Origin of the sequence: Streptomyces sp. RG80 (assembly GCF_040446465.1) — a bacterium.
Classification (GTDB): Bacteria; Actinomycetota; Actinomycetes; order Streptomycetales; family Streptomycetaceae; genus Streptomyces.
This window is the reverse complement of record NZ_JBEAAJ010000007.1, coordinates 347,336-371,035: the sequence shown is the minus strand read 5'-3', so window position 1 is coordinate 371,035 and position 23,700 is coordinate 347,336. Positions and strand designations below refer to the sequence as shown.

The 23,700-nt window shown below is 71.2% G+C and carries 26 protein-coding genes; 11 read left to right on the top strand and 15 right to left on the bottom strand.

Annotated features, from left to right (window positions below; translation table 11 throughout):
- Window position 1 precedes the first annotated feature (1 nt).
- Both ABKA17_RS25430 and dusB read right to left on the bottom strand, forming a co-directional pair.
- Window positions 2-529, bottom strand: a complete 528-nt coding sequence (locus tag ABKA17_RS25430; protein WP_353694530.1) for a hypothetical protein — start codon at window positions 527-529, stop codon at window positions 2-4.
- A gap of 43 nt (window positions 530-572) precedes the next feature.
- On the bottom strand, window positions 573-1,727 hold the full coding sequence (gene dusB / locus ABKA17_RS25425) for a tRNA dihydrouridine synthase DusB (RefSeq protein WP_353694529.1): 1,155 nt from the start codon (window positions 1,725-1,727) through the stop codon (window positions 573-575).
- A gap of 96 nt (window positions 1,728-1,823) precedes the next feature.
- Between dusB and ABKA17_RS25420 the strand changes: the two genes are divergently transcribed.
- Window positions 1,824-3,269, top strand: a complete 1,446-nt coding sequence (locus ABKA17_RS25420) for an MFS transporter (RefSeq protein ID WP_353694528.1) — start codon at window positions 1,824-1,826, stop codon at window positions 3,267-3,269.
- A gap of 219 nt (window positions 3,270-3,488) precedes the next feature.
- Here ABKA17_RS25420 and ABKA17_RS25415 read toward each other — a convergent pair whose 3' ends face one another.
- Window positions 3,489-4,361 carry a helix-turn-helix transcriptional regulator gene (locus ABKA17_RS25415; protein WP_353694527.1) on the bottom strand — a complete coding sequence of 291 codons (873 nt, stop codon included), beginning with the start codon at window positions 4,359-4,361 and terminating at the stop codon, window positions 3,489-3,491.
- 53 nt (window positions 4,362-4,414) lie between these two features.
- On the opposite strand from ABKA17_RS25415, the gene ABKA17_RS25410 reads away from it, so the two are divergent.
- From ABKA17_RS25410 to ABKA17_RS25400, 3 genes are all read left to right on the top strand, one after another.
- On the top strand, window positions 4,415-5,893 hold the full coding sequence (locus ABKA17_RS25410) for an MFS transporter (protein ID WP_353694526.1): 1,479 nt from the start codon (window positions 4,415-4,417) through the stop codon (window positions 5,891-5,893).
- Window positions 5,894-5,978: 85 nt separating this feature from the next.
- A complete protein-coding gene (locus ABKA17_RS25405) occupies window positions 5,979-6,185 on the top strand; it encodes a hypothetical protein (RefSeq protein ID WP_353694525.1) in 207 nt (68 codons plus the stop codon).
- Between the two features lie 46 nt (window positions 6,186-6,231).
- Window positions 6,232-6,570, top strand: coding sequence for a hypothetical protein (locus tag ABKA17_RS25400; protein ID WP_353694524.1), 339 nt, complete (start codon window positions 6,232-6,234; stop codon window positions 6,568-6,570).
- On the opposite strand, the gene ABKA17_RS25395 is transcribed toward ABKA17_RS25400, so the two are convergent.
- The 3 genes from ABKA17_RS25395 to ABKA17_RS25385 all read right to left on the bottom strand — a co-directional run bounded on the left by ABKA17_RS25395 (window position 6,554) and on the right by ABKA17_RS25385 (window position 9,667).
- Window positions 6,554-7,165: a LysE family translocator gene (locus tag ABKA17_RS25395; RefSeq protein WP_353694523.1), complete on the bottom strand. Its 612-nt coding sequence runs from the start codon at window positions 7,163-7,165 to the stop codon at window positions 6,554-6,556. The genes ABKA17_RS25400 and ABKA17_RS25395 overlap by 17 nt on opposite strands.
- Window positions 7,166-7,232: 67 nt before the next feature.
- Window positions 7,233-8,144: a DUF4394 domain-containing protein gene (locus tag ABKA17_RS25390; RefSeq protein ID WP_353694522.1), complete on the bottom strand. Its 912-nt coding sequence runs from the start codon at window positions 8,142-8,144 to the stop codon at window positions 7,233-7,235.
- A gap of 140 nt (window positions 8,145-8,284) precedes the next feature.
- Window positions 8,285-9,667: a glycine--tRNA ligase gene (locus tag ABKA17_RS25385; protein WP_353694521.1), complete on the bottom strand. Its 1,383-nt coding sequence runs from the start codon at window positions 9,665-9,667 to the stop codon at window positions 8,285-8,287.
- 199 nt (window positions 9,668-9,866) lie between these two features.
- Here ABKA17_RS25385 and ABKA17_RS25380 point away from each other — a divergent pair, with 199 nt between their 5' ends.
- The 4 genes from ABKA17_RS25380 (at window position 9,867) to ABKA17_RS25365 (ending at window position 13,108) form a co-directional block, all read left to right on the top strand.
- On the top strand, window positions 9,867-10,823 hold the full coding sequence (locus ABKA17_RS25380) for a metal ABC transporter solute-binding protein, Zn/Mn family (protein ID WP_353694520.1): 957 nt from the start codon (window positions 9,867-9,869) through the stop codon (window positions 10,821-10,823).
- Window positions 10,820-11,608, top strand: a complete 789-nt coding sequence (locus ABKA17_RS25375) for a metal ABC transporter ATP-binding protein (protein WP_353694519.1) — start codon at window positions 10,820-10,822, stop codon at window positions 11,606-11,608. Before ABKA17_RS25380 ends, ABKA17_RS25375 begins: the two co-directional genes overlap by 4 nt.
- Window positions 11,608-12,510 (top strand): metal ABC transporter permease, encoded by a 903-nt coding sequence (locus ABKA17_RS25370; RefSeq protein ID WP_353694518.1) that lies wholly within the window; start codon window positions 11,608-11,610, stop codon window positions 12,508-12,510. Before ABKA17_RS25375 ends, ABKA17_RS25370 begins: the two co-directional genes overlap by 1 nt.
- 181 nt (window positions 12,511-12,691) lie before the next feature.
- Entirely contained in the window at window positions 12,692-13,108 is a 417-nt protein-coding gene (locus ABKA17_RS25365) for a Fur family transcriptional regulator (protein ID WP_353694517.1), read from the top strand.
- On the opposite strand, the gene ABKA17_RS25360 is transcribed toward ABKA17_RS25365, so the two are convergent.
- The 6 genes from ABKA17_RS25360 to ABKA17_RS25335 form a co-directional block, all read right to left on the bottom strand.
- Window positions 13,109-14,446, bottom strand: coding sequence for a histidine-type phosphatase (locus tag ABKA17_RS25360; RefSeq protein ID WP_353694516.1), 1,338 nt, complete (start codon window positions 14,444-14,446; stop codon window positions 13,109-13,111).
- Window positions 14,447-14,522: 76 nt separating this feature from the next.
- Window positions 14,523-15,374 (bottom strand): isoprenyl transferase, encoded by an 852-nt coding sequence (locus ABKA17_RS25355; RefSeq protein ID WP_353694515.1) that lies wholly within the window; start codon window positions 15,372-15,374, stop codon window positions 14,523-14,525.
- A gap of 24 nt (window positions 15,375-15,398) precedes the next feature.
- Entirely contained in the window at window positions 15,399-16,145 is a 747-nt protein-coding gene (gene recO / locus ABKA17_RS25350; RefSeq protein WP_353694514.1) for a DNA repair protein RecO, read from the bottom strand.
- 27 nt (window positions 16,146-16,172) lie between these two features.
- Window positions 16,173-16,790 carry a DUF1266 domain-containing protein gene (locus ABKA17_RS25345; RefSeq protein ID WP_353694513.1) on the bottom strand — a complete coding sequence of 206 codons (618 nt, stop codon included), beginning with the start codon at window positions 16,788-16,790 and terminating at the stop codon, window positions 16,173-16,175.
- Window positions 16,791-16,815: 25 nt separating this feature from the next.
- Window positions 16,816-17,031, bottom strand: coding sequence for a hypothetical protein (locus tag ABKA17_RS25340; RefSeq protein WP_353694512.1), 216 nt, complete (start codon window positions 17,029-17,031; stop codon window positions 16,816-16,818).
- Between the two features lie 146 nt (window positions 17,032-17,177).
- On the bottom strand, window positions 17,178-18,041 hold the full coding sequence (locus ABKA17_RS25335) for a hypothetical protein (protein ID WP_353694511.1): 864 nt from the start codon (window positions 18,039-18,041) through the stop codon (window positions 17,178-17,180).
- 137 nt (window positions 18,042-18,178) lie between these two features.
- Between ABKA17_RS25335 and ABKA17_RS25330 the strand changes: the two genes are divergently transcribed.
- Complete coding sequence (locus tag ABKA17_RS25330; RefSeq protein WP_353694510.1) at window positions 18,179-19,651, top strand: alpha/beta hydrolase; 1,473 nt, start codon at window positions 18,179-18,181, stop codon at window positions 19,649-19,651.
- Here the strand turns inward: ABKA17_RS25330 and ABKA17_RS25325 are convergent.
- Window positions 19,639-20,838, bottom strand: coding sequence for a glycoside hydrolase family 113 protein (locus ABKA17_RS25325; RefSeq protein ID WP_353694509.1), 1,200 nt, complete (start codon window positions 20,836-20,838; stop codon window positions 19,639-19,641). The two genes, ABKA17_RS25330 and ABKA17_RS25325, sit on opposite strands and share 13 nt — an antisense overlap.
- Before the next feature lie 97 nt (window positions 20,839-20,935).
- On the opposite strand from ABKA17_RS25325, the gene bla reads away from it, so the two are divergent.
- Window positions 20,936-21,844: a class A beta-lactamase gene (bla, locus tag ABKA17_RS25320; protein WP_502994388.1), complete on the top strand. Its 909-nt coding sequence runs from the start codon at window positions 20,936-20,938 to the stop codon at window positions 21,842-21,844.
- On the opposite strand, the gene ABKA17_RS25315 is transcribed toward bla, so the two are convergent.
- The gene (locus tag ABKA17_RS25315) at window positions 21,837-22,631 is read right to left on the bottom strand and encodes an AraC family transcriptional regulator (RefSeq protein WP_353694507.1); all 795 of its coding nucleotides are present in this window, start codon (window positions 22,629-22,631) and stop codon (window positions 21,837-21,839) included. The two genes, bla and ABKA17_RS25315, sit on opposite strands and share 8 nt — an antisense overlap.
- A 56-nt stretch (window positions 22,632-22,687) precedes the next feature.
- Between ABKA17_RS25315 and ABKA17_RS25310 the strand changes: the two genes are divergently transcribed.
- The gene (locus ABKA17_RS25310; RefSeq protein WP_353694506.1) at window positions 22,688-23,260 is read left to right on the top strand and encodes a class I SAM-dependent methyltransferase; all 573 of its coding nucleotides are present in this window, start codon (window positions 22,688-22,690) and stop codon (window positions 23,258-23,260) included.
- On the opposite strand, the gene ABKA17_RS25305 is transcribed toward ABKA17_RS25310, so the two are convergent.
- Complete coding sequence (locus ABKA17_RS25305) at window positions 23,234-23,683, bottom strand: protein-tyrosine phosphatase family protein (protein ID WP_353694505.1); 450 nt, start codon at window positions 23,681-23,683, stop codon at window positions 23,234-23,236. The two genes, ABKA17_RS25310 and ABKA17_RS25305, sit on opposite strands and share 27 nt — an antisense overlap.
- Between the last annotated feature and the right edge of the window lie 17 nt (window positions 23,684-23,700).

Sequence of the window (23,700 nt, the reverse complement as noted above, 5' to 3'; positions counted from 1 at the left end):
GTCACGGGGACTGCATCGCCTCCCGCGCCACCCCGACGAAGTGCTCCAGGCGCTCGGTGAAGTCCTGTTGTCCCGCGGCGAAGCGGGCTCGCGCCTCCGGCTCGCCGAGCGAGATCCGCCACAGCGTGCGGTTGGTGTCCGCGACCGCCCGCAGTACGGCTTCGGCAGCCTCGGCGGCGTCGCCGGGGCCCTCGAGGACCACGACCCGGGCACTGCGCATCAGCGGGTCGTAGGCGCTCCGCAGCTCCGCGCGCAGGTCGTGGAGGCGCACCGCGAGCCGCTCCGCGTCGGTGAGCACTTCCAGGTCGAAGCCGACCTGCCAGTACAACTCGCCGGTGACATGGGCCTGTTCCATGAAGTCCAGGTAGGCCGCCCGGCGCACCTCACGGACCCGGCCGCGCAGTTGGGCCCGCGCCGACGCCTCCGCCTGCGCTCTCGCGGCACGCACGTTCCCGAGGTTGGTCACCCAGCTCGCCAGCACCGCCGTAGCGCCGGTGAAGGCCGCGACCCACACCGCGCTGTCCCCCATGCCGCCCAGTGTCGGGTCGGCCCGTGGCGCTGTCGAGGGTGCCTCAGCCGCCCGACGTGTCGAGTTCCGCGTCCTCGCTGATGCCGGCGCAGTCGTAGGGGTCCTTCAGCCAGCCGTCCGGCAGGACGACCCTGTTGTTGCCGGAGGTGCGGCCGCGGGGGCCGTCCGCGCCGGTCGGCCAGGGCTGGTCGAGGTCCAGCTCGTCGAGACCGGAGCGGAGTTCGGCCAGGGACGAGGTGATCGCGAGGCGCTTGCGCATCTCCGAGCCGACGGCGAAGCCCTTGAGGTACCAGGCCACGTGCTTGCGGAAGTCGATGACGCCGCGGGCCTCGTCGCCGATCCACTCGCCGAGGAGGGTCGCGTGGCGGACCATGACGTCGGCGACCTCGCGGAGGGAGGGCCGGGCGATGTCCTCGGTGCGGCCCTCGAACGCCGCGACCAGGTCCGCGAACAGCCACGGGCGGCCCAGGCAGCCACGGCCCACGACGACCCCGTCGCACCCGGTCTCGCGCACCATCCGCAGCGCGTCCTCGGCCGACCAGATGTCACCGTTGCCGAGCACGGGGATCTCCGGGACGTGCTCCTTGAGGCGGGCGATCGCGTCCCAGTCCGCCGTGCCGCCGTAGTGCTGGGCGGCCGTACGGCCGTGCAGGGCGATCGCCGTGACGCCCTCCTCGACCGCGATCCGGCCCGCGTCGAGGAACGTGATGTGGTCGTCGTCGATGCCCTTGCGCATCTTCATCGTGACGGGGAGGTCCCCGGCGCCGCTCACCGCCTCGCGCAGGATCGCCCGCAGCAGGTTCCGCTTGTACGGCAGCGCCGAGCCGCCGCCCTTGCGCGTCACCTTCGGCACGGGGCAGCCGAAGTTGAGGTCGATGTGGTCGGCGAGGTCCTCCTCCGCGATCATGCGGACGGCCTTGCCGACGGTCGCCGGGTCGACGCCGTACAGCTGGATCGAGCGCGGCTTCTCGGTCGCGTCGAAGTGGATCAGCTGCATGGTCTTCTCGTTGCGCTCGACCAGCGCCCGGGTCGTGATCATCTCGCTCACGAACAGCCCCTTGCCCCCGCTGAACTCCCGGCACAGGGTGCGGAAGGGCGCGTTGGTGATCCCGGCCATCGGGGCCAGGACGACGGGCGGCTGCACGGTGTGCGGGCCGATCCGGAGGGTCGTGTTCGAGGTGGGCGCGGTCGTGGGCATTCCCCCATTGTGGCGTACGGCGACCGATGCCCCGCCGACTGATCTTGTAGCTACCATTAGTTAGACGCACTATCGATACCGGCGTACGATGACGCCATGCCCGAGCTCAGCTTCCGCCGGCGCCTGCTGGTCCTCGCGATCTGCTGCATGAGCCTGCTGATCGTCAGCCTCGACAACACCGTCCTGAACGTCGCCCTGCCGTCCATGCAGCACGACCTCCACGCCAGTACCTCGGGCATGCAGTGGACCATCGACGCGTACACCCTGGTGCTCGCCTCGCTGCTGATGCTGGCCGGCTCCACGGCCGACCGGCTCGGCCGCAAGCGGGTCTTCGTCGCGGGCCTGATCGTCTTCACCATCGGCTCGGTGCTGTGCTCGCTCGCCCCGAACCTGGACGCGCTGATCGCCTTCCGCATGGTCCAGGCGGTGGGCGGCTCGATGCTCAACCCGGTCGCCATGTCGATCATCACCAACACCTTCACGGACCCCCGCGAGCGGGCCAGCGCCATCGGGGCGTGGGGCGCGGTCGTCGGCATCTCCATGGCGGCGGGCCCGGTCGTGGGCGGTCTGCTCGTGGACTCCGTCGGCTGGCGCTCGATCTTCTGGATCAACCTCCCGGTCGGCCTCGCCGCCCTCCTGCTCACCCTCCGCTTCGTCCCCGAGTCCCGCGCCCCCAAGGCCCGCCGCCCCGACCCGGTCGGCCAGCTCCTGGTGATCGCGCTGTTCGGCTCACTGACGTACGCGATCATCGAGGCCCCGAACACCGGCTTCGGCTCGGTCCTGCCGTACGCCGTGCTGGCGCTGGCCGCGCTGATCGGGCTGCTGGTGTACGAGCCCCGGCGCACCGAACCGCTGATCGATCTGCGGTTCTTCCGGTCGGCGCCGTTCAGCGGGGCCACGGTGATCGCGGTCAGCGCGTTCGCGGCGCTGGGCGGCTTCCTGTTCCTGTCGACGCTGTACCTCCAGAACGTCCGCGGGCTGGACGCGCTGCACGCCGGTCTGTGGATGCTGCCGATCGCGGCGCCGACGTTCCTGTGCGCCCCGCTCTCCGGGCGGCTGGTCGGCCGGCACGGGCCGCGGCTGCCGCTGCTGGTGGCCGGGGTGTCGATCACCGCGAGCGGGGTGCTGTTCGCCGCGTTCGACGCGGAGACCTCCGATGTCACGCTGCTGATCGGGTACGTGCTGTTCGGCATCGGGTTCGGGTTCGTGAACGCGCCGATCACCAACACAGCGGTGTCGGGGATGCCCCGGGCGCAGGCGGGGGTCGCGGCCGCGGTCGCCTCCACCAGCCGGCAGCTGGGGCAGACCCTCGGGGTCGCGGTGATCGGCGCGGTGCTGGTGGCAGGTGTGGGCTCGGCCTCGTACGCCGACACGTTCGTCTCCGCCTCGGTACCGGCCTGGTGGATCATCGCCGGGTGCGGGTTCGCGGTACTGGTGCTGGGGGCTGTGACGAGCGGGGCTTGGGCCCGCCGGACCGCGCTGCGCACCGCCGAACGGCTGGAGTCGGCCGAGGTGCGCGAGGCTGCCGAGGTCGGGGCTTAGTCCGGCGGCGCCGGTGCGTCAGAGGTCGTGTCCCGTGTCGTGGTGCAGGGGATCAAGCGTTACGCGTCTCGGTACGAGGGCCCTGACGATCTTCGGAGCCGCGCCGTCCACGAGTCTTCCCGCCGGGGAGAGTCGGACGCCGTCTGCCGGAACCACCGTCCCCGACCCGCGGATTCCGGCGCTCTGATCGGCTGCACCACCCGGCGGGACGCCATCGCGTCACTCGGACCGTGCGACCGCGATCGCGTGCAGCTTCTCCAGGCGTTCCCGGGACTCCTCGTCCGCCGGGGTGTACGTCACCATGCGGGGGCCCAGGTCCGGGCCGAGCCACAGGTCGGTGTGGATGACCGAGACGCGGCCGACGTAGGGGTTGAGGAACTCCTTGCGCTTGGTGCGGTGGGCGACCACCTCGTGCCGGTCCCAGGCCTCGCAGAACTCCGGGGACTCCGCGCGCAGCCGCTTCAGCAGCATCTTCCAGGCCGGCTCGGCGAGATGGTTCGCCATGGCGGCGCGCAGCCGGGCGGCCATGAGCCGGCGGGTCTCCTCCAGGTGCACGATCGACCGGGCCCAGTCCTCGTTGGTGTAGCACAGGACCATGCAGTTGAGGTCCTCGGGCGGCACCGCGTCCAGGTCGCACAGGAGCAGGCCGTAGGTGCGGTTGTGGGCGAGGATGTCGTAGCGGCTGTTCTGCACACAGGCCGGGATCGGCTCCAGCTGCCGGAGCATCTCGCGCAGCGCGGGCGTGATCGACGGGCAGCTGGTGGCCGGTGTGGGGTCAGCCGCCCCGGCGAGCTGGAAGAGGTGGGCCCGCTCGCTCGGGTCGAGCAGCAGGGTGCGGGCGAGGGCGTCCAGGACCTGTACGGAGACCTGGATGTCCCGGGCCTGCTCCAGCCAGGTGTACCAGGTGACGCCGACCGCGGAGAGGTGGGCGACCTCCTCGCGGCGCAGTCCGGGGGTGCGGCGCCTGCGGCCGCGGGGCAGGCCGACCTGCTCGGGGGTGATGTGCTCGCGGCGGTGCCGCAGAAAGGCGGCGAGCTCGTGCCGCCGGATGTCCGCGGGGGCCGCCGTCGTCTCCTGGACCATCGTCGTCATGCCTCCAGCGTGCCGCCCATCGGACCCTGTTGCCAGGTACTCCTACTACCAGGATGAACACACTCTGGTACCCGTCTGAGGGTAGGCGGAAGCTGGTTCGTGTGACCACCGACATCACCACCTCACGCCAGGTCCGCACCGCGAGCGCGCCACCCGTGCTCGGCGCTCTCGGACTCTTCACCGTGCTGCTCGGCGCGGCACTGCCCCTCATCGACTTCTTCATCGTGAACGTCGCCCTGCCCACCATCGGCCGGGACCTCGCGGCGAGCGAATCGGTCCTCGAACTCGTCGTCTCCGGCTACGGGTTGGCGTACGCCGTCCTCCTCGTCCTCGGCGGCCGGCTCGGCGATCTCTTCGGCCGCCGCCGGCTCTTCCTCGGCGGTATGGCGGCCTTCGGCCTGACCTCGCTGGCCTGCGGGCTCGCACCCACCGCGTGGACCCTGGTCGCGGCCCGGATCGCCCAGGGCGCGGCGTCCGCGGCGATGCTGCCGCAGGTACTGGCCACGATCCAGGCGGCGACCTCGGGCCAGCGGCGCGCGAAGGCGATGGGCCTGTACGGCGCGACGGCCGGCCTGTCGATGGTGGCGGGCCAGATCCTGGGCGGGGTGCTGGTCGCCGCCGACATCGCGGGTACGGGCTGGCGCTCGGTGTTCCTGGTGAACGTCCCGGTCGTCCTCGTGGGCCTGTTCCTGGCCGCCCGCGCGGTGCCCGAGACCCGCTCCCAGCACCCGGAGCCGGTGGACGGCCCGGGCACGGTCCTGCTGGGCCTTTCCCTGCTGACCCTGCTGGCCCCTCTGACCGAGGGCCGCTCGGCGGGCTGGCCGCTGTGGACGTGGCTGTCGCTGGCGGCGTTCCCGTTCGTGGCGGCGGCGTTCTGGGCGGTGGAGCGCGGCGCGGACCGGCGGGGCCGTACGCCGCTGGTGCCGCCGAGCCTGTTCCGGCTGGTGTCGCTGCGGCGCGGGCTGGTGATGATCGTGCCGTTCTCCATCGGCTTCAGCGGCTTCATGTTCGTGATCGCGGTGGCGTTGCAGCGGGGTGCGGGCCTCGGCCCGGTCCGGGCGGGGCTCGCGCTGGCGCCGATGGCGGTGACGTTCTTCTTCGTCTCGCTCGCGGGACCGCGGCTGGTGGCGAAGTACGGGACACGGGTGGTCACGGTGGGCGCCGGGATCCAGGCGGTCGGCGTGGGGCTGATGGCACTGGCGGCGTGGCGGTCCTGGCCGGACCTCGGTCTGCTGGAACTGCTGCCGGGAGCGGCGATCGCCGGTGCCGGGCAGGCCCTCCAACTCCCGGTGATCTTCCGGATCGTGCTCTCCGAGATACCGACCGCGCGGGCCGGGGTGGGCAGCGGGGTCATGGTGACCACCCAGCAGTCCGCCCTGGCCCTGGGTGTGGCCACCCTCGGCACCCTGTTCCTGTCCCTGATCCCGGGGTTGGGCATGCGGGACGCGCTGGTGACGACGCTGCTGGTGCAGTTGGCGGGCGTGGCCCTCACGGGGCTGCTGAGCCTGCGGTTGCCCCGGACGGTCGGCTGAGGCAGTTCAAGGAACGACGAACGTGCCGTGAAGATACCCCTGTTGATGTTGGTCTTGCTGCACACTCCTAGCCGGAGGCGAGGCCATGTTGCAGATCAACACGAGCAAGGTGAGCCGCTGGGACCAGCACGGACGCGAACACGTCGTCCAGGTGCAGCGCAAGGGCGCCCAGCGCACGATCAGATGCGACACCTGCGGCTGGCGCAAGAACGCGCAGTTCCTGCCGTGGTTGAAGGCGGAGGAACACCTGGCGGAGGAACACCAGGCGACGGTGGACCCCGGTCCGGCGTGACGAAAACCCGTACCGGGGCCGGGTTCCGCGGGGCTACGGTGCGGCCGTGCCGAAGAAGAGGGAGCCCCGGGAGCTCGTGGTCGACCTGCGCGGCCGGCTGATCGAGACGGTCGACGACTTCGTCGAGGCGATCACCGGCCCCTGCGGGCTGCCCGACTTCGTGGGCCGCAGCGGTCACGCCCTGGGCGACGTCTTCCACAACGGCGGTCTCTCCGAGGTCGTCGACTCCTACGACCGCCTCGTCTTCCACGTCGACAAGCGCGGCCTCTTCGCGCGGCGCGACATCGACGCGCGGGAGTTCAGGACCGCCTTCGCGGGCAGCCGGACGAAGCTCGTGACGCACCCGCCGGTCGATCGTTCCTCGGCCGTCACGCCTGGGTCGTAGCCAGCTTCGCCCCGAGCAGGACGAACGACCCCGCGAAGCTCCGCCGCAGCCATGCCATCACCCGCGGGCGTGAGATCACCTGCCGGCGGACCGACGCCGCGAGCACCCCGTACGCGGCGAAGACCACGAAGGTCGCCAGCATGAACACCCCGCTCAGCACCAGCATCCGAGGCACCGCGCCCGACTGTCCCGACGGCACGAACTGCGGCAGGAACGCGAAGAAGAAGATCGTCAGCTTGGGGTTGAGGACATTGATCAGCACGGCCCGCACGATGACCCGCCCCGCGGACACGGGGGCGGTGTCCCCCTCGACGGCTATCGCCTCACGGTCCCGCAGTGTCGCCCACGCCATCCACAGCAGATAGGCGACACCGGCGTACTTCAGGACCTGGAACGCCGTCGCGCTCGTGTGGAGCAGCGCCGCCGCTCCGGTGATCGCCGCCACCATGTGCGGCACGATCCCGAGGGTGCAGCCGAACGCCGCGACGACACTCGCCCGCCGCCCCCGCGACAGGCCCGCCGCGAGGGTGTAGACGACACCGGTACCGGGAGTGGCGACCACGACGAGGGTGGTCAGCAGGAACGCGAGGCTCATGCCGTTCACCCTGCCGTGGCCGCACCACCGGTTACAGGGCCAATCGACCGGCCGGCACGGGGACCACTCAGCCCTGCTTCAGCGGAAGCGCCAGGTCGACCACCTGCCATCCCTTCGGGAAGGAGCCGGTGGCCGTGGCCCGGCCGCTCAGCAGGTCGACCCGGAAGGCACGTGAACCCGTCACCGCGTAGGCGGAGTTGGTGCCGGTGTTCGCCGAACTGTAGATGTCGAAGCCGGAGTCGGCCGGCAGGTCGGCCCCCAGCTGCCCGGTCGGGGCGAGGTTGCCCGCGTTGGCCGGGGACTGCACGGAGACCCGGTCCTGGGCGGTGTCGAGGTCGAACAGGGTGGTGGCCGTCCCGGCGTTCAGGTCGTTGTTCGTGTACGCCGCCCCGGTCACGCCCGTCGCGGTGGCGCCGGTGGTCGCGGGCGGGACCGGCGGGTTGGTGAGCGTGCCGTCGGTGGCGGTCGTGCCCGCCGCGGGAGCGCCGGCCGGGTCGTCGATGTTGTGGCGGAGGTTCTGGCCGGTGTCGCTGATGACGCGGAGCCGGTTGGCGGCCGGGTTGAAGTCGACGCCGAAGCTCTTGCCCTGAAGGGCCACGCTCAGCTGCGAGACCTTGGTGGCCTTGGCGCCGATCTCGCGGATCGTGTAGATGCCGCCCCGGTCGCCGACGCCGTACAACTTGCCGTTCTGGACGCGGTAGTCGATGCCGATCAGGCTGCTGTCGCCCTTGAGGCCGCTGACCTTGCCGAGCGGGAGGGTGCGGCCCGGGCGGTCGACGCGGAAGCTGACGAGACGCTGACCGCCGGTGAGGCCGATCGCGTTGAGGCGGTCGCCCGCGGCGCCGGGCAGCCCGCCCGCGACACCGGACTGGGTGGAGATCCCCGAGGGGGACTCGCCCTGGTCGTTCGCCGCCACATAGCCGACCGTGCCGACGGCCAGAGCGAGCGTGGCCACACCGATGACTGCTTGCTTGCGCATGAATGCCCCCGTGAGAGACCGCACGACCCCCTGCGGGCCGCGCATGTCCACCTCTTCGGAGGCGATTGCGCCCTGGATGGGCGAAACCCCGGTTCCGTTACGTCTGTTACGGAACCGGGGTTTTCGTGAACCCTTGGTGACTAGCAGCCGATGAGGCGGCTGGCGAGGTAGCCCTCGATCTGGTCCAGGGAGACGCGCTCCTGCTTCATCGAGTCGCGCTCGCGGACCGTGACCGCGTTGTCCTCGAGGGTGTCGAAGTCGACGGTCACACAGAACGGCGTACCGATCTCGTCCTGGCGGCGGTAGCGGCGGCCGATGGCACCGGCGTCGTCGAACTCGATGTTCCAGTGCTGGCGCAGCGCCTGGGCGAGGCCCTTGGCCTTCGGGGACAGCTCCGGGTTGCGGGAGAGCGGGAGGACCGCGACCTTCACCGGGGACAGTCGCGGGTCGAGGCGCAGCACTGTGCGCTTCTCCAGCTTGCCCTTGGCGTTGGGGGCCTCGTCCTCGACGTAGGCGTCGAGCAGGAAGGCCAGCATCGCGCGGCCGACACCGGCGGCCGGCTCGATGACGTACGGCGTCCAGCGCTCCTGGGCCTCCTGGTCGAAGTAGGAGAGGTCCTGGCCGGAGGCCTTGGAGTGGGCGCCGAGGTCGTAGTCGGTGCGGTTGGCCACGCCCTCGAGCTCGCCCCACTCGTTGCCGCCGAACTGGAAGCGGTACTCGATGTCAGCGGTGCGCTTGGAGTAGTGGGAGAGCTTCTCCTTCGGGTGCTCGTACCACCGCATGTTCTCCTCGCGCAGGCCCAGGCCGGTGTACCAGTTCCAGCGCTGCTCCATCCAGTACTCCTGCCACTTCTCGTCCTCGCCCGGCTTGACGAAGAACTCCATCTCCATCTGCTCGAACTCACGGGTGCGGAAGATGAAGTTGCCGGGCGTGATCTCGTTGCGGAACGACTTGCCCATCTGGGCGATGCCGAACGGCGGCTTGCGGCGCGAAGTGGTCTGCACCTGCGAGAAGTTGGTGAAGATTCCCTGTGCGGTCTCCGGGCGCAGGTACGCGATCGAGCCGGAGTCCTGCGTCGGGCCGAGGTGCGTCGACAGCAGACCCGAGAACTGCTTGGGCTCGGTGAACTGGCCCTTGTTGCCGCAGTTGGGGCAGTTGATGTCCGCCAGGCCGTTCTCCGGGAGGCGGTTGTGCTTGGCCTCGTAGGCCTCCTCCAAGTGGTCGGCGCGGTACCGCTTGTGGCAGGAGGTGCACTCGGTGAGCGGGTCCGAGAAGGTGGCGACGTGGCCGGAGGCGACCCAGACCTCGGGGGCCAGGATCACGGACGAGTCGATACCGACGACGTCCTCGCGCGAGGTCACCATGTAGCGCCACCACTGGCGCTTGAGGTTCTCCTTGAGCTCGACACCCAGCGGTCCGTAGTCCCAGGCGGCCTTCTGGCCGCCGTAGATCTCACTGCACGGGAATACGAAGCCACGGCGCTTGCTCAGGCTGACGATGGTGTCGATCTTGTCGGCGGCCACGGTGCTCTCTTCATTACGACGACGGGCGACGAAGCATCTCTGCGATCGAGCGGTGCGATCGAGCAGTGCTTCAGAGCGAATGCCTCAGATTACCGGCGGTGCCTGCCCCTCAATCAAATCGGTTCGGTCTATGGGCCCCCAGGGGCCTCCCACCACGGTTTGTTGACAACGGTTTCCATATTTGTTGAAAATGAGTGTCATGAACGTACGACGACACCACATATCCGGGATCGCGATCGCGGCGGCCACCGCTCTCGGCCTCGGCACCCTGTCCGCCTGCTCGACCGACAGCGCCGCGGCCGGCAACACGGACAAGTTCGACGTCGTCGCGTCGTTCTACCCGATGCAGTACCTCGCCGAGCAGATAGGCGGGGACCATGTGAACGTCACCACGCTCACCGAGCCCGGTCAGGAACCGCACGACCTGGAGCTCAGCACCAAGCAGACCGCCGAGCTGGGCGAGATGGACGCGGTGCTCTACCTCAAGAACCTCCAGCCGGCCGTCGACAAGGCCGTCTCCCAGTCCGAGGTCAAGACCAAGATCGACGCGGCCTCGCTGACCAAGCTCGAGGACCACGGCGACGTCGAGCACGAGCACGGCGCCGAGGAGGAGCACTCCGACGAGGAGGAGCACGCCCTCGACCCGCACATCTGGCTCGACCCGGTGAAGTACCGCGAGGTCGCCGAGGGCGTCGCCAAGGCCTTCGAGAAGGCCGACCCGGACCACGCGGCCGACTACAAGAAGAACGCCGCCGCCCTGACGAAGAAGCTCGACGGCCTGAACACGCGGTTCGCGGACGGGCTCGAGAACACCTCCACCAAGGTCTTCTTCACCAACCACGCCGCCTTCGGCTACCTCGCCGAGCGCTACGGCCTCACCCAGGAGGCCATCTCCGGCCTGGACCCGGACAGCGAGCCGAGCCCCGCCCGGATCAAGGAGCTCCAGACCGAGGCCAAGGCCGACGGTGTGACCACCGTGTTCTACGAGACACTGGTGTCCGACAAGACCGCGAAGACCCTCGCCTCGGACGCGGGACTGAAGACGGACGTCCTCGACCCGCTCGAGGGCATCACCGACAAGTCCAAGGGCGACGACTACTTCCAGGTCATGGAGTCCAACCTCGCGGCGCTCAAGACAGCACTGGGCGCCAAATGACCGATCCGGAGGCCCTGGTGAGCGAGCCCGTCATATCGATGCGCGGTGTCCGCGCCGACCTGGGCTCGCGGCCCGTCCTGCGCGGCATCGACCTCACCGTGGACCGCGGTGAGGTCGTCGCGCTGCTCGGCGCCAACGGCTCGGGCAAGTCGACGGCCGTGCGCAGCGTCATCGGCCAGGTGCCGGTCGCGGCCGGCGAGATCGAGTTGTTCGGCACCTCCAGGCGCCGGTTCCGCGACTGGCGGCGGGTGGGGTACGTCCCGCAGCGCACCACGGCCGCGGGCGGCGTGCCCGCCACGGTGACCGAGATCGTCTCCTCCGGGCGGCTCTCCCAGGCCCGCTTCGGTGTGCTGCGCAAGGCCGACCACGCGGCCGTACGGCACGCCCTGGAGCTGGTCGGCATGGCGGACCGCGCCAAGGACTCCGTGAACGCCCTCTCCGGCGGCCAGCACCAGCGTGTGCTGATCGCCCGCGCGCTGGCCTCCGCCCCCGAACTGCTGATCATGGACGAGCCGATGGCCGGCGTCGACCTCGCCAGCCAGGAGGTGCTCGCCCAGACCCTGCGCGAGCAGGTCGCGCACGGCACGACCGTGCTGCTGGTCCTCCACGAGCTGGGCCCCCTGGAGCCGCTCATCGACCGCGCGGTGGTGCTCCGCGACGGCTGCGTCCTGCACGACGGGCCGCCCCCGAAGGCCGTCGGCCAGCACGCGCTGCCCGGCCACGACCACGTACACCCGCACGCGGCTCACGACGCCGAACCGATCCGGACGGGACTGCTGAGCTGATGGAATTCCTGAACTACGCCTTCATGCAGCGGGCCCTGCTCGCCGCCGTCCTCGTCGGCATCACGGCCCCCGCGATCGGCATCTACCTGGTCCAGCGCCGCCAGGCCCTGATGGGCGACGGCATCGGCCATGTCGCGATGACCGGCGTCGGCCTCGGCTTCCTGCTGAACTGGTCGCCGGTGTGGATGGCGACGATCGTCTCCATCCTCGGCGCGGTCCTCATGGAACTGATCCGCTGGTTCGGCCGCACCCGCGGCGACATCGCCCTCGCCATGCTCTTCTACGGCGGTATGGCCGGCGGCGTGATGTTCATCAACCTCGCGCCGACGGGCTCCAACGCGAACCTCACCTCGTACCTCTTCGGATCGCTCTCCACGGTCTCGCAGGACGACGTGACGGCGATCTGTGTGCTCGCGGCCTTCGTGGTGTTGGTCACGCTCGGGCTGCGCCGGCAGCTCTTCGCGGTCAGCCAGGACGAGGAGTTCGCGCGCGTGACCGGGCTGCCGGTGCGCGCCCTGAACCTGCTCACCGCGATCACGGCGGCCGTGACGGTGACGGTGGCCATGCGGGTCGTGGGCCTGCTGCTGGTGTCGGCGCTGATGGTGGTGCCGGTGGCGGCGGCGCAGCAGCTCAGCCGGAGTTTCGCGGCGACCTTCGCGATCGCCGTGGCGATCGGTGTCGCGGTGACCATCGGCGGCACGGTGACCTCGTACTACCAGGACGTCCCGCCCGGCGCGACGATCGTGCTGCTGACCATCGGCGCGTTCATCGTTCTCACCGCGCTGGCGACCCCGCTGGCCCGGCGCCGGGCCCGTCAGGCGGCCGCCGCGCAGCCCGGCGGCGACCCGGCGGAGTGCACGATTCCGGCCAGCCGGGAGTCGACCGGGAAGGTCGGCGTCTGACTCGGCACAGGCCGGACTGGCACAATGGCCCGGCAAGTGCAGACGTGAGGCGCGAGAGAGCCGCAGGGGCGCGCCGGAGGCGAGCCGCGAGCGCGCGGAGGCCCGAAGGGCTGAGCACGGTCGTGGACTCGACACCGGCACAAGGCGTCCCGGAGGCGATCGAGCCATAGAAGGAGGAACGGTGACGACCGCTGGACCGCCCGTGAAGGGCCGCTCGACCCGGCAGCGGGCCGCCGTGGCGGCGGCGCTCGACGAGGTCGACGAGTTCCGCAGTGCGCAGGACCTCCACGACATGCTCAAGCACAAGGGCGACTCGGTCGGCCTGACCACGGTGTACCGCACGCTTCAGTCCCTCGCCGACGCCGGCGAGGTCGACGTCCTGCGTACCTCCGACGGCGAGTCCGTCTACCGCCGCTGCTCCACCGGCGACCACCACCATCACCTCGTCTGCCGCGTCTGCGGCAAGGCCGTCGAGGTGGAGGGCCCCGCGGTGGAGAAGTGGGCCGAGGCGATCGCGGCGGAGCACGGGTTCGTCAACGTGGCGCACACGGTGGAGATCTTCGGCACCTGCGCGGACTGCGCGACGGCGACGAAGTAGCTACGCCCGCCCGAAGCAGCGCTCCAGTTCGTCCAGGTCGTAGAACTTGCTGCCCTTCTCGATCGGGTGGCAGGCGGCCTTGAAGGCCGTCTCCTTCTCGTTGTAGAGCATGCGGACCAGGTAGCGGCCGTTCTTCTCGTAGACGTCCCACTGGATGTTGGAGCCGAGCGGGGCGACGGACGCGCCGCGCCAGGGGTTGTCGGCGTAGGTGTACGGCTCGGCCTCGGTCACGCCCCGGGTGCTGCCGGGCAGGCCCATCAGGGCGGCCAGCGGGATGATCTCCTCGGCGTGGGTGAAGCGGAGTTCGGCGCCGAGGGTGCTGGTGCCGGCCTTCTTGGCCTCGACCTGCCGGAAGAAGTCGTCCAGCAGGACGTCCGCCATCTTGTACGTGATGTCGCTGCCGGCGAAGCCGGGGCCCTTCTCGTAGAAGTCCTCGGCGTCACCGAGGTACCCGAACCAGGCGGCGTCGGAGCGCGAGATGTACCGCTCCATGCCCCAGCCCCTGCCGTCGGGGCTCTCCTCGCTCATCGCGGGGGCGATGGCGTACAGGTTGTAGACGGCGGTCGCGGCGGCGATCCGGTCGCTGGCACCGATCCCGGCCACGAAGTCGGTCTTGAAGAGCCGGCGCAGCACACTGGTGGCGGCCTGGTGGGTCTTCGGCTGGTCGGTGATCGACGCGAGGGTGCTCGCCAGGCGCTGGTCGTTCGCGATGTAGTCACGGTACGCGGCGCCGCCGGCCGCCTTGTGGAAGTAGAGGAGGTCCTTGTCGGTGCGGGTCGCGCCGACGAGGGGCTTGAGCGCCGGGTCGGTGTCGGTGAGACCGCTCGCGTAGATGTTCGCGCTGTCGACGGCCCGGCCCTGTCCGGAGCTGACGACGTCGATCTTCTCGCCGTCGGCGGCGATCTTGGAGAACAGCGAGGGGAGCCGCTCGGCCGCGCGGACCGCGGTGTCGTGGATCTCCTCCTTGCCGCGCCCGCTCAGGTTGCCGTAGCCGACCTTCGCCATGGCGGCCTGGAGGGCGCGCACCCGGGGTCCGAACTCCTCGCCCTTCCCGGTGAGTCCGCCCGCCGCCTCGGCCTTGTCCCACAGGGCGAGGATCAGGTCGCCGTCCTCGCTGTCGGTGGCGGAGCGGGAGCCGTGCCGCGAGACGTTCTCCGTGAACACCGGGGTGAAGCCGGCGGGCGGCCGCGCGTAGGAGTGCGCACTCCGCGCGGGCGCGTACGTGGCCTTCGTGCCGTAGCTGTCGCGGTGCGCCAGGTGCTGGTTCCCGGCGGCGTGGGCGGGCAGCGCGGTGAGGACCAGGGCGCCGAGGGCGAGGGCGGGGGTGACGCGTTTCATGTGCGGGCCGTTTCAACGAGCGGGAGACCGGAGGTGATCTCCCGCAGCGTCGACGGCCCGGATGAACGCTCGGGGACTACGAGGTGGCCTGCTGGTCAGCAGTCCTTCCCTGCATGGCCAAGAGTTCCTCGTTCGGGATCGCGCCACCGAAGCGGCGGTCCCGGGAGGCGAACTCCACACACGCCCGCCACAGGTCGCGGCGGTCGAAATCCGGCCACAGGACGTCCTGGAAGACCATCTCGGCGTACGCGCTCTGCCACAGCAGGTAGTTGGAGGTGCGCTGCTCGCCGCTGGGGCGCAGGAACAGGTCCACGTCCGGCATGTCCGGGTAGTACAGGTACTTGGCGAAGGTCTTCTCGGTCACCTTGGACGGGTCGAGCCGCCCGGCGCGGACGTCCTCGGCGAGGGCCTGCGCGGCGTCGGCGATCTCGGCGCGGCCGCCGTAGTTCATGCAGAAGTACAGCGTGAGCCGGTCGTTGTCCTTGGTCTGCTCCTGGGCGACCTGGAGCTCCTTGGCGACCGACTTCCACAGCTTGGGCATCCGGCCCACCCAGCGCACCCGGATACCGAGCTCGTCGAGGGTGTCGCGGGTCTTGCGGATGAAGTCGCGGTTGAAGTTCATCAGGAAGCGGACCTCGTCGGGCGAGCGCTTCCAGTTCTCGGTGGAGAAGGCGTACAGCGAGATGGCGCCGACGCCGATCTCGACCGCGCCCTGAAGCACGTCGAGGACACGCTCGGCGCCGACCTTGTGGCCCTCGGTGCGCGGCAGGCCGCGCTCCTTGGCCCATCGGCCGTTCCCGTCCATGACGATCGCCACGTGCTTGGGGACGAGCTCACCGGGCAGCTTCGGCGCACGGGCCCCGGACGGGTGCGGCTCCGGCCACTTGTACTCGCGGCGCTGGCGCCCCAACAGCCGGCCTACGACCATGTGCTTTCTCGATTCCTCTTCGGCTTACTTCTCTACGTAACGCAGCGAGCGGAGTCCGCGTTCCAGATGCCAGTGCAGATAGGCGGAGACCAGCCCGCTGCCCTCCCGCACGTACCGCGGCTCGCTCGCGTCCGCGGTCTCCCAGTCTCCCGTAAGCAGCGCGCCGAGGAGTTCCAGGGTCCGCGGCGAGGGTACGACGCTGCCCGGCACCCGGCAGTCCACGCAGACGGAACCGCCCGAACCGACCGAGAAGAACCGGTTCGGCCCGGGCAGCCCGCACTTGGCGCAGTCGTTGAAGCTCGGGGCGTACCCGTTGACGGCGAGGGAGCGCAGCAGGAAGGCGTCGAGCACGAGGTGCGGGGCGTGCTCGCCGTTCGCGAGCGTGCGCAGGGCGCCGACGAGCAGCAGGTACTGCTGGACGGCGGGCTCGCCCTCGTGGTCGGTGAACCGCTCGGCGGTCTCCAGCATGGCCGTCCCGGCGGTGTAGCGCGCGTAGTCGCTGACGATCCCGCCGCCGTACGGCGCGATGGTCTCGCTCTGCGTGCACAGCGGCAGCCCGCGCCCGACCAGCTCGCTGCCGCGCGCGAAGAACTGCACGTCGACATGGGAGAACGGCTCGAGCCGCGCCCCGAACTTGGACTTGGTGCGCCGGACACCCCGGGCGACGGCCCGGACCCGTCCGTGACCGCGGGTGAGCAGGGTGATGATGCGGTCCGCCTCACCCAGCTTCTGGGTGCGCAGCACGATGCCGTCATCACGGAACAGGCTCATGGGTTCATTCTCCCGTACCCGCGGGGGTCAGCGGGCCCGGTCGGGGTGGCTGATGGTGTCCCAGGGGGCGAGGTTCCAGGGGCTGGCTCGGTTGCCGGGGTCGAGGAGGGCGCGGAGGTGGGCGTCGGCGGTCGCCTGCGGGGCGGGTGCGTCGGCGGTCCCCGCCAGCCGGTCCTGCCACACCTTCCGCCCCAGCAGATAGTGGTCGGCGTACTCCTGCCAGGAGGCGTACGCGGACACCACCGCCGGCACGATGTTCTTCAGGGCGGTCCAGGCCTCGCCCTCGGTGATCATGCCGCAGGCGAATCCGCGCCGGGAGATGTCGACGTACAGCGCCGCGTCCCAGGCGAGCGGTGAGACCCCGAGGAGCTGCTGGGCCCGCGCCCGGTAGCCGGACTGGGACAGCTCGTCGAGCCGGTCGGCCAGCTCGTCCCGCGAGGTGATCTCCCACTGGTCGGCCAGCCAGCTGCGGGCACGGTCGTCATCGAGCCGCTCGAACGGGTACAGGGTGGTCCGCGAGGCGTCCCGGTCCCGGCTGACGGGGGCGCTCAGCGACACCATCCAGAGTTGATGCGTGGTGAGCGGGACGGGGCAGCGGCTGGTCGCCCTCGGCTTCGTCCATCTCCGTATCCTCCACAGGCCCATGCGCCCGCACCCTACGACACGGGCGTCAAGGCACCTCGCCCCGGCTGCGTGCGTTGGCATAGGCGGTCGCGGCGCTGAGGCGCTCGGCGGGGGTGGCGCGGCGGACGCTGTCGGGAGTCGCGTCCCACTCCTTGCCGCCGCCGTACGGTCTGAGTTGCACGTACGGCCCTTCGTGCCCCATGACGATGCCGACCTTTCCGCTGCGGGTGTCCACCACATGGCTTCCGACGGGGGGTTTCATGTCCGCTCCTCTTTCGTCACCGTCACCTGGCTCCCCGCGCCTTTCGAGTTTCACGCTTCTCACCTACGGCGTGACTCTCAGCTCCTACACTCGGCAGGAGTCTGTGCACTGCAAGTACGGCGCGGAACCCGGGGGTTGAGACGGGTTCACGAAGACTGCGGCCAGTAGCCCAACGCAGTGATCAGCGTGTCGACGCGCAGCCCCAGTTCGGCGTCGGCGGACCCGGTGACCAGCACGGACACGGTGTCGGGCGCACCGTCGTCGTCCTCCGGGAAGGGCCGGGAGAAGGCGAGGCTCACCCGCACCGCGTGCAGGCCGCCCTCCAGCGGATAGTCGTACCGGTCGGCGACCTCGTCGTCGGTGGACTCCAGGCCGAGCGCGACGGTGTCCCAGTCGGTGTCGTCGAACTCGTACAGCAGGTAGCCGGAGAGGACTTCGAGGAAGGTGCGGAGGTTCTCGGTGCGGACGGCGCCGCCGAGTTCACGCGGCGGGTGGACGGGACAGGGGGCCGCCCCCGGGGCCAGTCCCCCGCTCACGGCGTGCCGGTCGCCCGTGGTCACGTGCAGGCCGGCCCAGAGGTCGAGCCCCCACACCGTTCTCCGCGGGTCGTAGGCGCCCCGGGGAAGCCGCGGGACGCGCTTGCGTCCGGTCGGATCCAGCCGGTACGGCACCTCGAAGGCGTCGCTCCAGTCGTCGAGCTCGGCGGCGTAGCGCTCCTCGGCCTCCGCCGCGCCGGTCCCGAGATACCGCCCGATCTCCGCCCAGGAGGCTCCCCGCTCCCGCTCGTAGACGACGGCCCGCGCCAGCAGGCGCTCCGCGGCCTGTCCCGCCCCGAGCGCCTCGCTGACCCGGCCGCCGGGGCCGGTGTCCGGGTCGTTGCGTGTCGCGACCAGCGCCTGGGCGGCGGCCGCGGTCTCCACGGCCTGCGCGGACAGGGCGAGGCGCGCCAGGGCCTCGCGGGAGTAGGCGGCGCGATCGTCGTCGTAGGGAGTGGTGAGGGGGAGGGTCACGCGGTCACGATTCCACGGTGTCTTTCCCCGGGTCGCCCGAATTTCCCGTGCCTCCCCCTGCTCGGGGGTAATCCCCCGTATCGACAGGGCAGTTGGCCGGATGGGGCGGATCGCGAAGATCGGCGAGGCTCGTTCCCATGAAGCAGATCACGCGCAACGCCGCCCTGGTCGCCGCCACCGCCGTCACTCTCGGGATCGTCACCCCGCTCACCGCGACCGCCGCCTCCCCCACCCTTCAGTGGTCGAAGTGCGCGGGCTCCACGGTCGACCCCCGTCAGCAGTGCGCCACCCTCGAGGTCCCCATGGACTACGCCGATCCCGGCGGCCGGCAGATCTCCGTCGCCGTGTCCCGGATCCCGAGCGAGAACCCGGGCGCCCGGCGCGGGGCGCTGTTCCTGATCCCGGGCGGGCCGGGCGGTTCGAGCCTCAACGACCCTTCCGGGAAGGGACAGAAGCTGCCGCGGGAGGTACGGGACGCCTACGACCTAATCGGGTTCGCCCCGCGCGGGCTCGCCCCCTCCACCTCCGTGGACTGCGGCCTCGACCACGGCGACCTCGCCCTGTCCAGGCTGCGGCCCTGGCCCGCCGCCGACGGCTCCGTCGACGCCAACATGGTCACCGCCCGGCGGATGGCGGACGCCTGCGCGGCGAACGGCGGTGAGCTGCTCCAGCACATCAGCACCCGCAACGAGGCCCGCGACCTCGACCGGCTCCGGGCCGCGCTCGGCGAACGGAAGATCTCCGCGTGGGGAGTGTCGTACGGGACGTATGTCGGGTCCGTCTACGCCCAGTTGTTCCCGCGGCGCACCGACCGGTTCGTGCTGGACAGCAACGACGACCCGGACCCGGCGATGGTGAGCCGCGCCTGGCTCGCCGGGCACGAGCAGGGCGTCGAGGACACCTTCCCGGAGTTCGCCAAGTGGGCCGCGGAGCCCGGGAATCCGTACCGGCTCGCCGAGAGCGCCGCCGAAGTGCGGCCGCTGTTCCTGGAGTTGGCCGAACGGCTGGACCGGGAGCCGATGCCGTGGCCCGGGGCCAACCCGGAGGAGCTGAACGGCAACGTGCTGCGGCAGACCATGCTGAACAGCCTCTACGACCCGGACGACTTCCCCGCCCTGGCGGAGCTGATGCTGGCCGCCGAGAGCGGCACCCTGCCGCCCGCGCCCGCCTCGCCGCCCGACGCCGTCCTGCAGTACGTGACCGCCGTCGGCGCCGGGACCCTGTGCAACGACGTCGCCTGGCCCGCGTCGACGGCCGTGTACCGCAAGGGCGTCGCCGAGAGCCGGGCCAAGTACCCGCTCACCGCCGGCATGCCGCGCAACGCGATGGTCTGCGCCGCCTGGCCGTACGCGCCGAAGGAGCTGCCGGTGACGATCACCGACCGAGGGCCGTCCACCGTCCTGATGGTGCAGAACGAACGGGACGTCGCCACCCCCGTGAGCGGCGCCCTGAAGCTCCGCGAGGCCCTCGGCCGGCGCGCCGTCATGGTCACCGTGAACTCCACGGGCCACGACGCCTATCTGGACAACGGCAACGCGTGCGGCGACCGGATCGTGTCGCGGTTCCTGGCCACCGGCGAGCGTCCCGCCACCGACACCTACTGCCGCTGACCGGCCCGGCGGTAGGCCCGGGCCACCGCGTGGAACGCCGCCTTGGGCTCCCAGTGCCAGCCGGTGTCCGGGTCGCCGGGGCGGTCCTGGATCGCCTTGGCGATGCCGTAGCTCGCCATGTCGAGGTCGTGGCGGGGGTCGCCGGGGCGGTGCGGGGAGTCGGCGGTGAGGAACTCGAACACCATCGCGGCGTACAGGTTCATCGACTCGAAGACGTCCAGCAGGTCGGTGAGGTAGGCGGCCTGGACGCGTTCGCTGCGGACCGGGAGCGGGTCCTTGATCTCCGGCGGGGTCTTGCCGTAGTCGACGATGTCCCAGCCCATGCCGCCCGCCTCGGGGGCCCCGCGGAAGGTGCAGGTGCCGAACTCGGTGATGGCGACGGGCTTGCCCCAGCGCTGGTACTGCTTCAACTCCCGTACGTAGTCGGCTCGTCGGGGGAAGAACGAGTAGTAGTCGATGCCCACGACGTCGAAGAGGTTCCAGTCGACGTCGTCGATGTCCGGGGCGGAGGCGTAGCTGAGGCGGCCGTGGAAGACCTTGCGGCCGAGCGCCGCCGCCTTCGCGGTGAAGCGGGTGAGGCGGGCCTGCATCGCCGCCCAGTCGACGGTGCCGTTCTGGAGGTTCGCGATGCGCTCGAAGACGTCGTCGCCGGGGATGATCCCGGGTACGAACAGCCAGAACTCGCAGCCCACGCTGAGCTCGACGCTCGCGCCCTGCCGGCGCAGCCGCTCCGCGAACCGGCCGGTCTCGGCGAGGTGCTCCAGGATGTCCCGCTCCGGGACGTCGCCGAGGGTCGGCTGGAGCCATACGTGCAGTCCGAGCTCGGCGGCCTCGACGGCGGTGGCGGTGAGGCGCTCCACGCCGTCGCCGGTGACGTCGACGGTGTCGGCGTGCAGGTCGTCGCGGATGGCCCGGAGGTCCGCGCGCATCCGTTCGGCGCTCCACGCGGTGGCCGGTGTCTCCCCGGCGACCAGGGTGTAGACGACACCCCGGCGGGCCAGCCCCCGGCGCCCGCCGCTCCCCGTGGCCGCACCTTGCCCGGCCTTGCCCCGCGCGGCCTCGCCCCGCCCCGCCCGGTCCCGTCCGGCCGCCCCCGCGCTCCCCGCGGGCAGCACCGCCCCGGCCACCCCGACCGCAGCCGCGCCGGCCAGGAACCTCGCCCGATCGATCCCCTTGGTGTTCTCCATACGGCCACTCTGGCGAGCCCGCGCCCGCACCGCCGTCCGCCGATGGTCTACGGACCGGCAACCAAGGAATGACATCCGGCGTCGATCTACTGAGGAGATCTTTTACTCCACCCGACCGAAGGAGAGCGCGATCTTAGCCCGACGTACCCTTCTCGCAGCCTCGGCAACCACCCTCGTGGCGGCAGCCGCCCCCGCACACGCCTCCGCCACCGGGACAGGCGTCAGCGCCCGGCTGCGCGAGCTGGAGCTTCGACACAACGCCCGTGTAGGCGTGTTCGCCCGCAACCTCGGCACCGGACGTTCCGTACGGCACCGCGCCGACGAGCTGTTCCCGATGTGCTCGCTGTTCAAGACCCTGGCGTCCGCGGCCGTCCTGCGCGACCTGGACCGGGACGGCGAGTTCCTGTCCCGCCGGATCCACTACACGGCCGCCGACCTGCCGGAAGACGGCTCCGACAAGACCCGGGAGCATCTGGCCGACGGTATGACGGTCGCCGAACTCGCCGAGGTCGCCATCACGTTCAGCGACAACGGCGCGGGCAACCTCCTGCTGCGTGAGCTGGGCGGCCCCACCGCCATCACCCGCTTCGCCCGCTCCCTCGGCGACCGGGTGACCCGCCTGGACCGCTGGGAGACCGAGCTCAACTCGGCCGAGCCCTGGCGGATCACGGACACGACGAGCCCGTACGCGATCGGCCGGACCTACGGCCGGCTGGTCCTCGGTGACGCCCTGAACCGTCCCGACCGCGAGCTCCTCACCCACTGGCTGCTGAACAACACCACCAGCGGCACCCGGCTGCGCGCCGGTCTGCCGAAGACGTGGACAGTCGCCGACAAGACGGGCGGTGGGTCCTACGGCACCAACAACAACGCGGGCATCGCGTGGACGCCGGACGGCACCCCGATCCTGCTGGCGATCCTGACGACGCAGCCGGAGCAGAGCGCCGCCCGCAACGACGTGCTGGTCGCCGACACGGCGAAGGCGCTGGCGGACGCGCTCAGTTGACCGGGAAGTACTGCCTCGGTGTCACCCCCACCACCCGGTGGAAGGCCGCGGTGAAGGAGCTGGCGGAGGCGTAGCCCACGCGGCGGGCCACCGGTTCGACCGGGAGGCCCGCCGCGAGGTGCGGCATCGCGGCCTGCATCCGCAGCCGTTCCCGCCACTGCCCGAAGGCGAGGCCTGTCTCGGCGACGAAGAGCCGGGCCAACGTCCGTGCACTGGCCCCGACTCGGGTTCCCCAGTCGGCAAGGGTGCGCGCGTCCGCGGGGTCGGCGCGCAGGCCGTCGGCGACCTCGCGGGCGCGCGGGTCGCGGGGCCGGGGCGCGGAGACGCTGGTGACCGGCACCGGGCGCAGCTCGTCGAAGAGGACCGCCTCGGCGCGCGACCGGGCGTCCGGCGCGAGGTCCGTGCCCACCAGACGGTCGATGAGCGCCCGCAGCAGGGCGGTCACCGTCACGACCGTCGGCTCGCCCCAGCCGATGTGCGGGCAGCACGCGGGGTCGACGTAGGGGCTGCGCATGATCGCGTCGCCCTCGGACTCGGTGGCGTGCCGGACGCCCGCGGGGATCCACAGGGCGAGGGTGGGCGGCAGCAGCCACACGCCCTGTTCGCTGCGGACGCGCAGCAACCCGCGGGCGGACCAGGCGAGTTGGTGGTGGGCGTGCCAGTGGGTGCGGAAGGCGCTGCCGCGCGGCATCGCGAAGTCGCCGACGAAGACCGCGGCATGGGCGGGCGGGTGGGGGCCGAAGTGACCGTCGGCTCCGCGCTGGGCGTCGTGTCCGTTCCGCGACATGGGACGGCAGCCTAGCCCGTGGTGGACACCCCGGGGCCCCGCCTAGCGTCGACGTCATGCCGATGAACCGAGCCCACCGGAGGCTGTGCAGCTCCGAGCGCTGGGCGCAGACGACGAGGGACCGCATCCTGCCCTGGGCCCTGAAGGGGGTGGACCTCGGCGAGGACGTGCTGGAGATCGGGCCGGGCTACGGCGCGAACCTCCGTGTCCTGGTCGAGCGGGTGCCGAGACTGACGGCCGCCGAGATCGACGCGGACACGGCCCGCATGCTGGCGGAGCGGTGGGGTGACCGGGCCCGCGTCCTGCACGCCGACGGGGCGGAACTGCCGCTCGGTGACGGGGAGTTCGACTCGGTGGTCTGCTTCACGATGCTCCACCATGTGCCCACGGACGCCCATCAGGACCGGATCTTCGCCGAGGCGTTCCGTGTCCTGCGTTCCGGCGGTGTCTTCGCCGGCAGCGACAGCGGGCCGAGCCTGGGCTTTTGGCTCCTGCACGTGCGGGACACGATGAACACGCTGGACCCGAAGTGCCTTCCGGCCCGGCTGGAGAGGGCCGGTTTCACCGAGGTGGCCGTGGACGTCCACCCGAGGTCCGGCGGCCTACGCTTCCGGGCCCGCCGCCCCTGAGAACCGCCGTACGTAGCGCCGCTGCCACGGCGTCTCCACCGCCCGCCGGTGGTAGTGCGCCCGGACGTACGCGACGGCCTCGTCCGCCGGTACGCCGTCCAGGACCGCGAGACAGGCCAGCGCCGTCCCCGTACGCCCGCGTCCGCCCCCGCAGGCCACCTCGACGCGCTCGCCCACGGACCGCTCCCAGGCCTCGGTCAGCGCCGCGTGGGCGGCCGGCCGGTCCGACGGGAGCCGGAAGTCGGGCCAGCGGACCCAGCGGAACTCCCAGGAGACGTCGGGCGGTTGATGCCCCAGGAGATAGAGGGCGTACGACGGGGTCGGCGCCTCCGGTCCGAGCGGGTATCTGAGTCCGCGGCCCCGCACGAGTCTGCCGGAGGGCAGCCGCATGACTCCCGCGGAGTTCTCGTCCCATTGCTCCATGGGCCCATTCGACCATG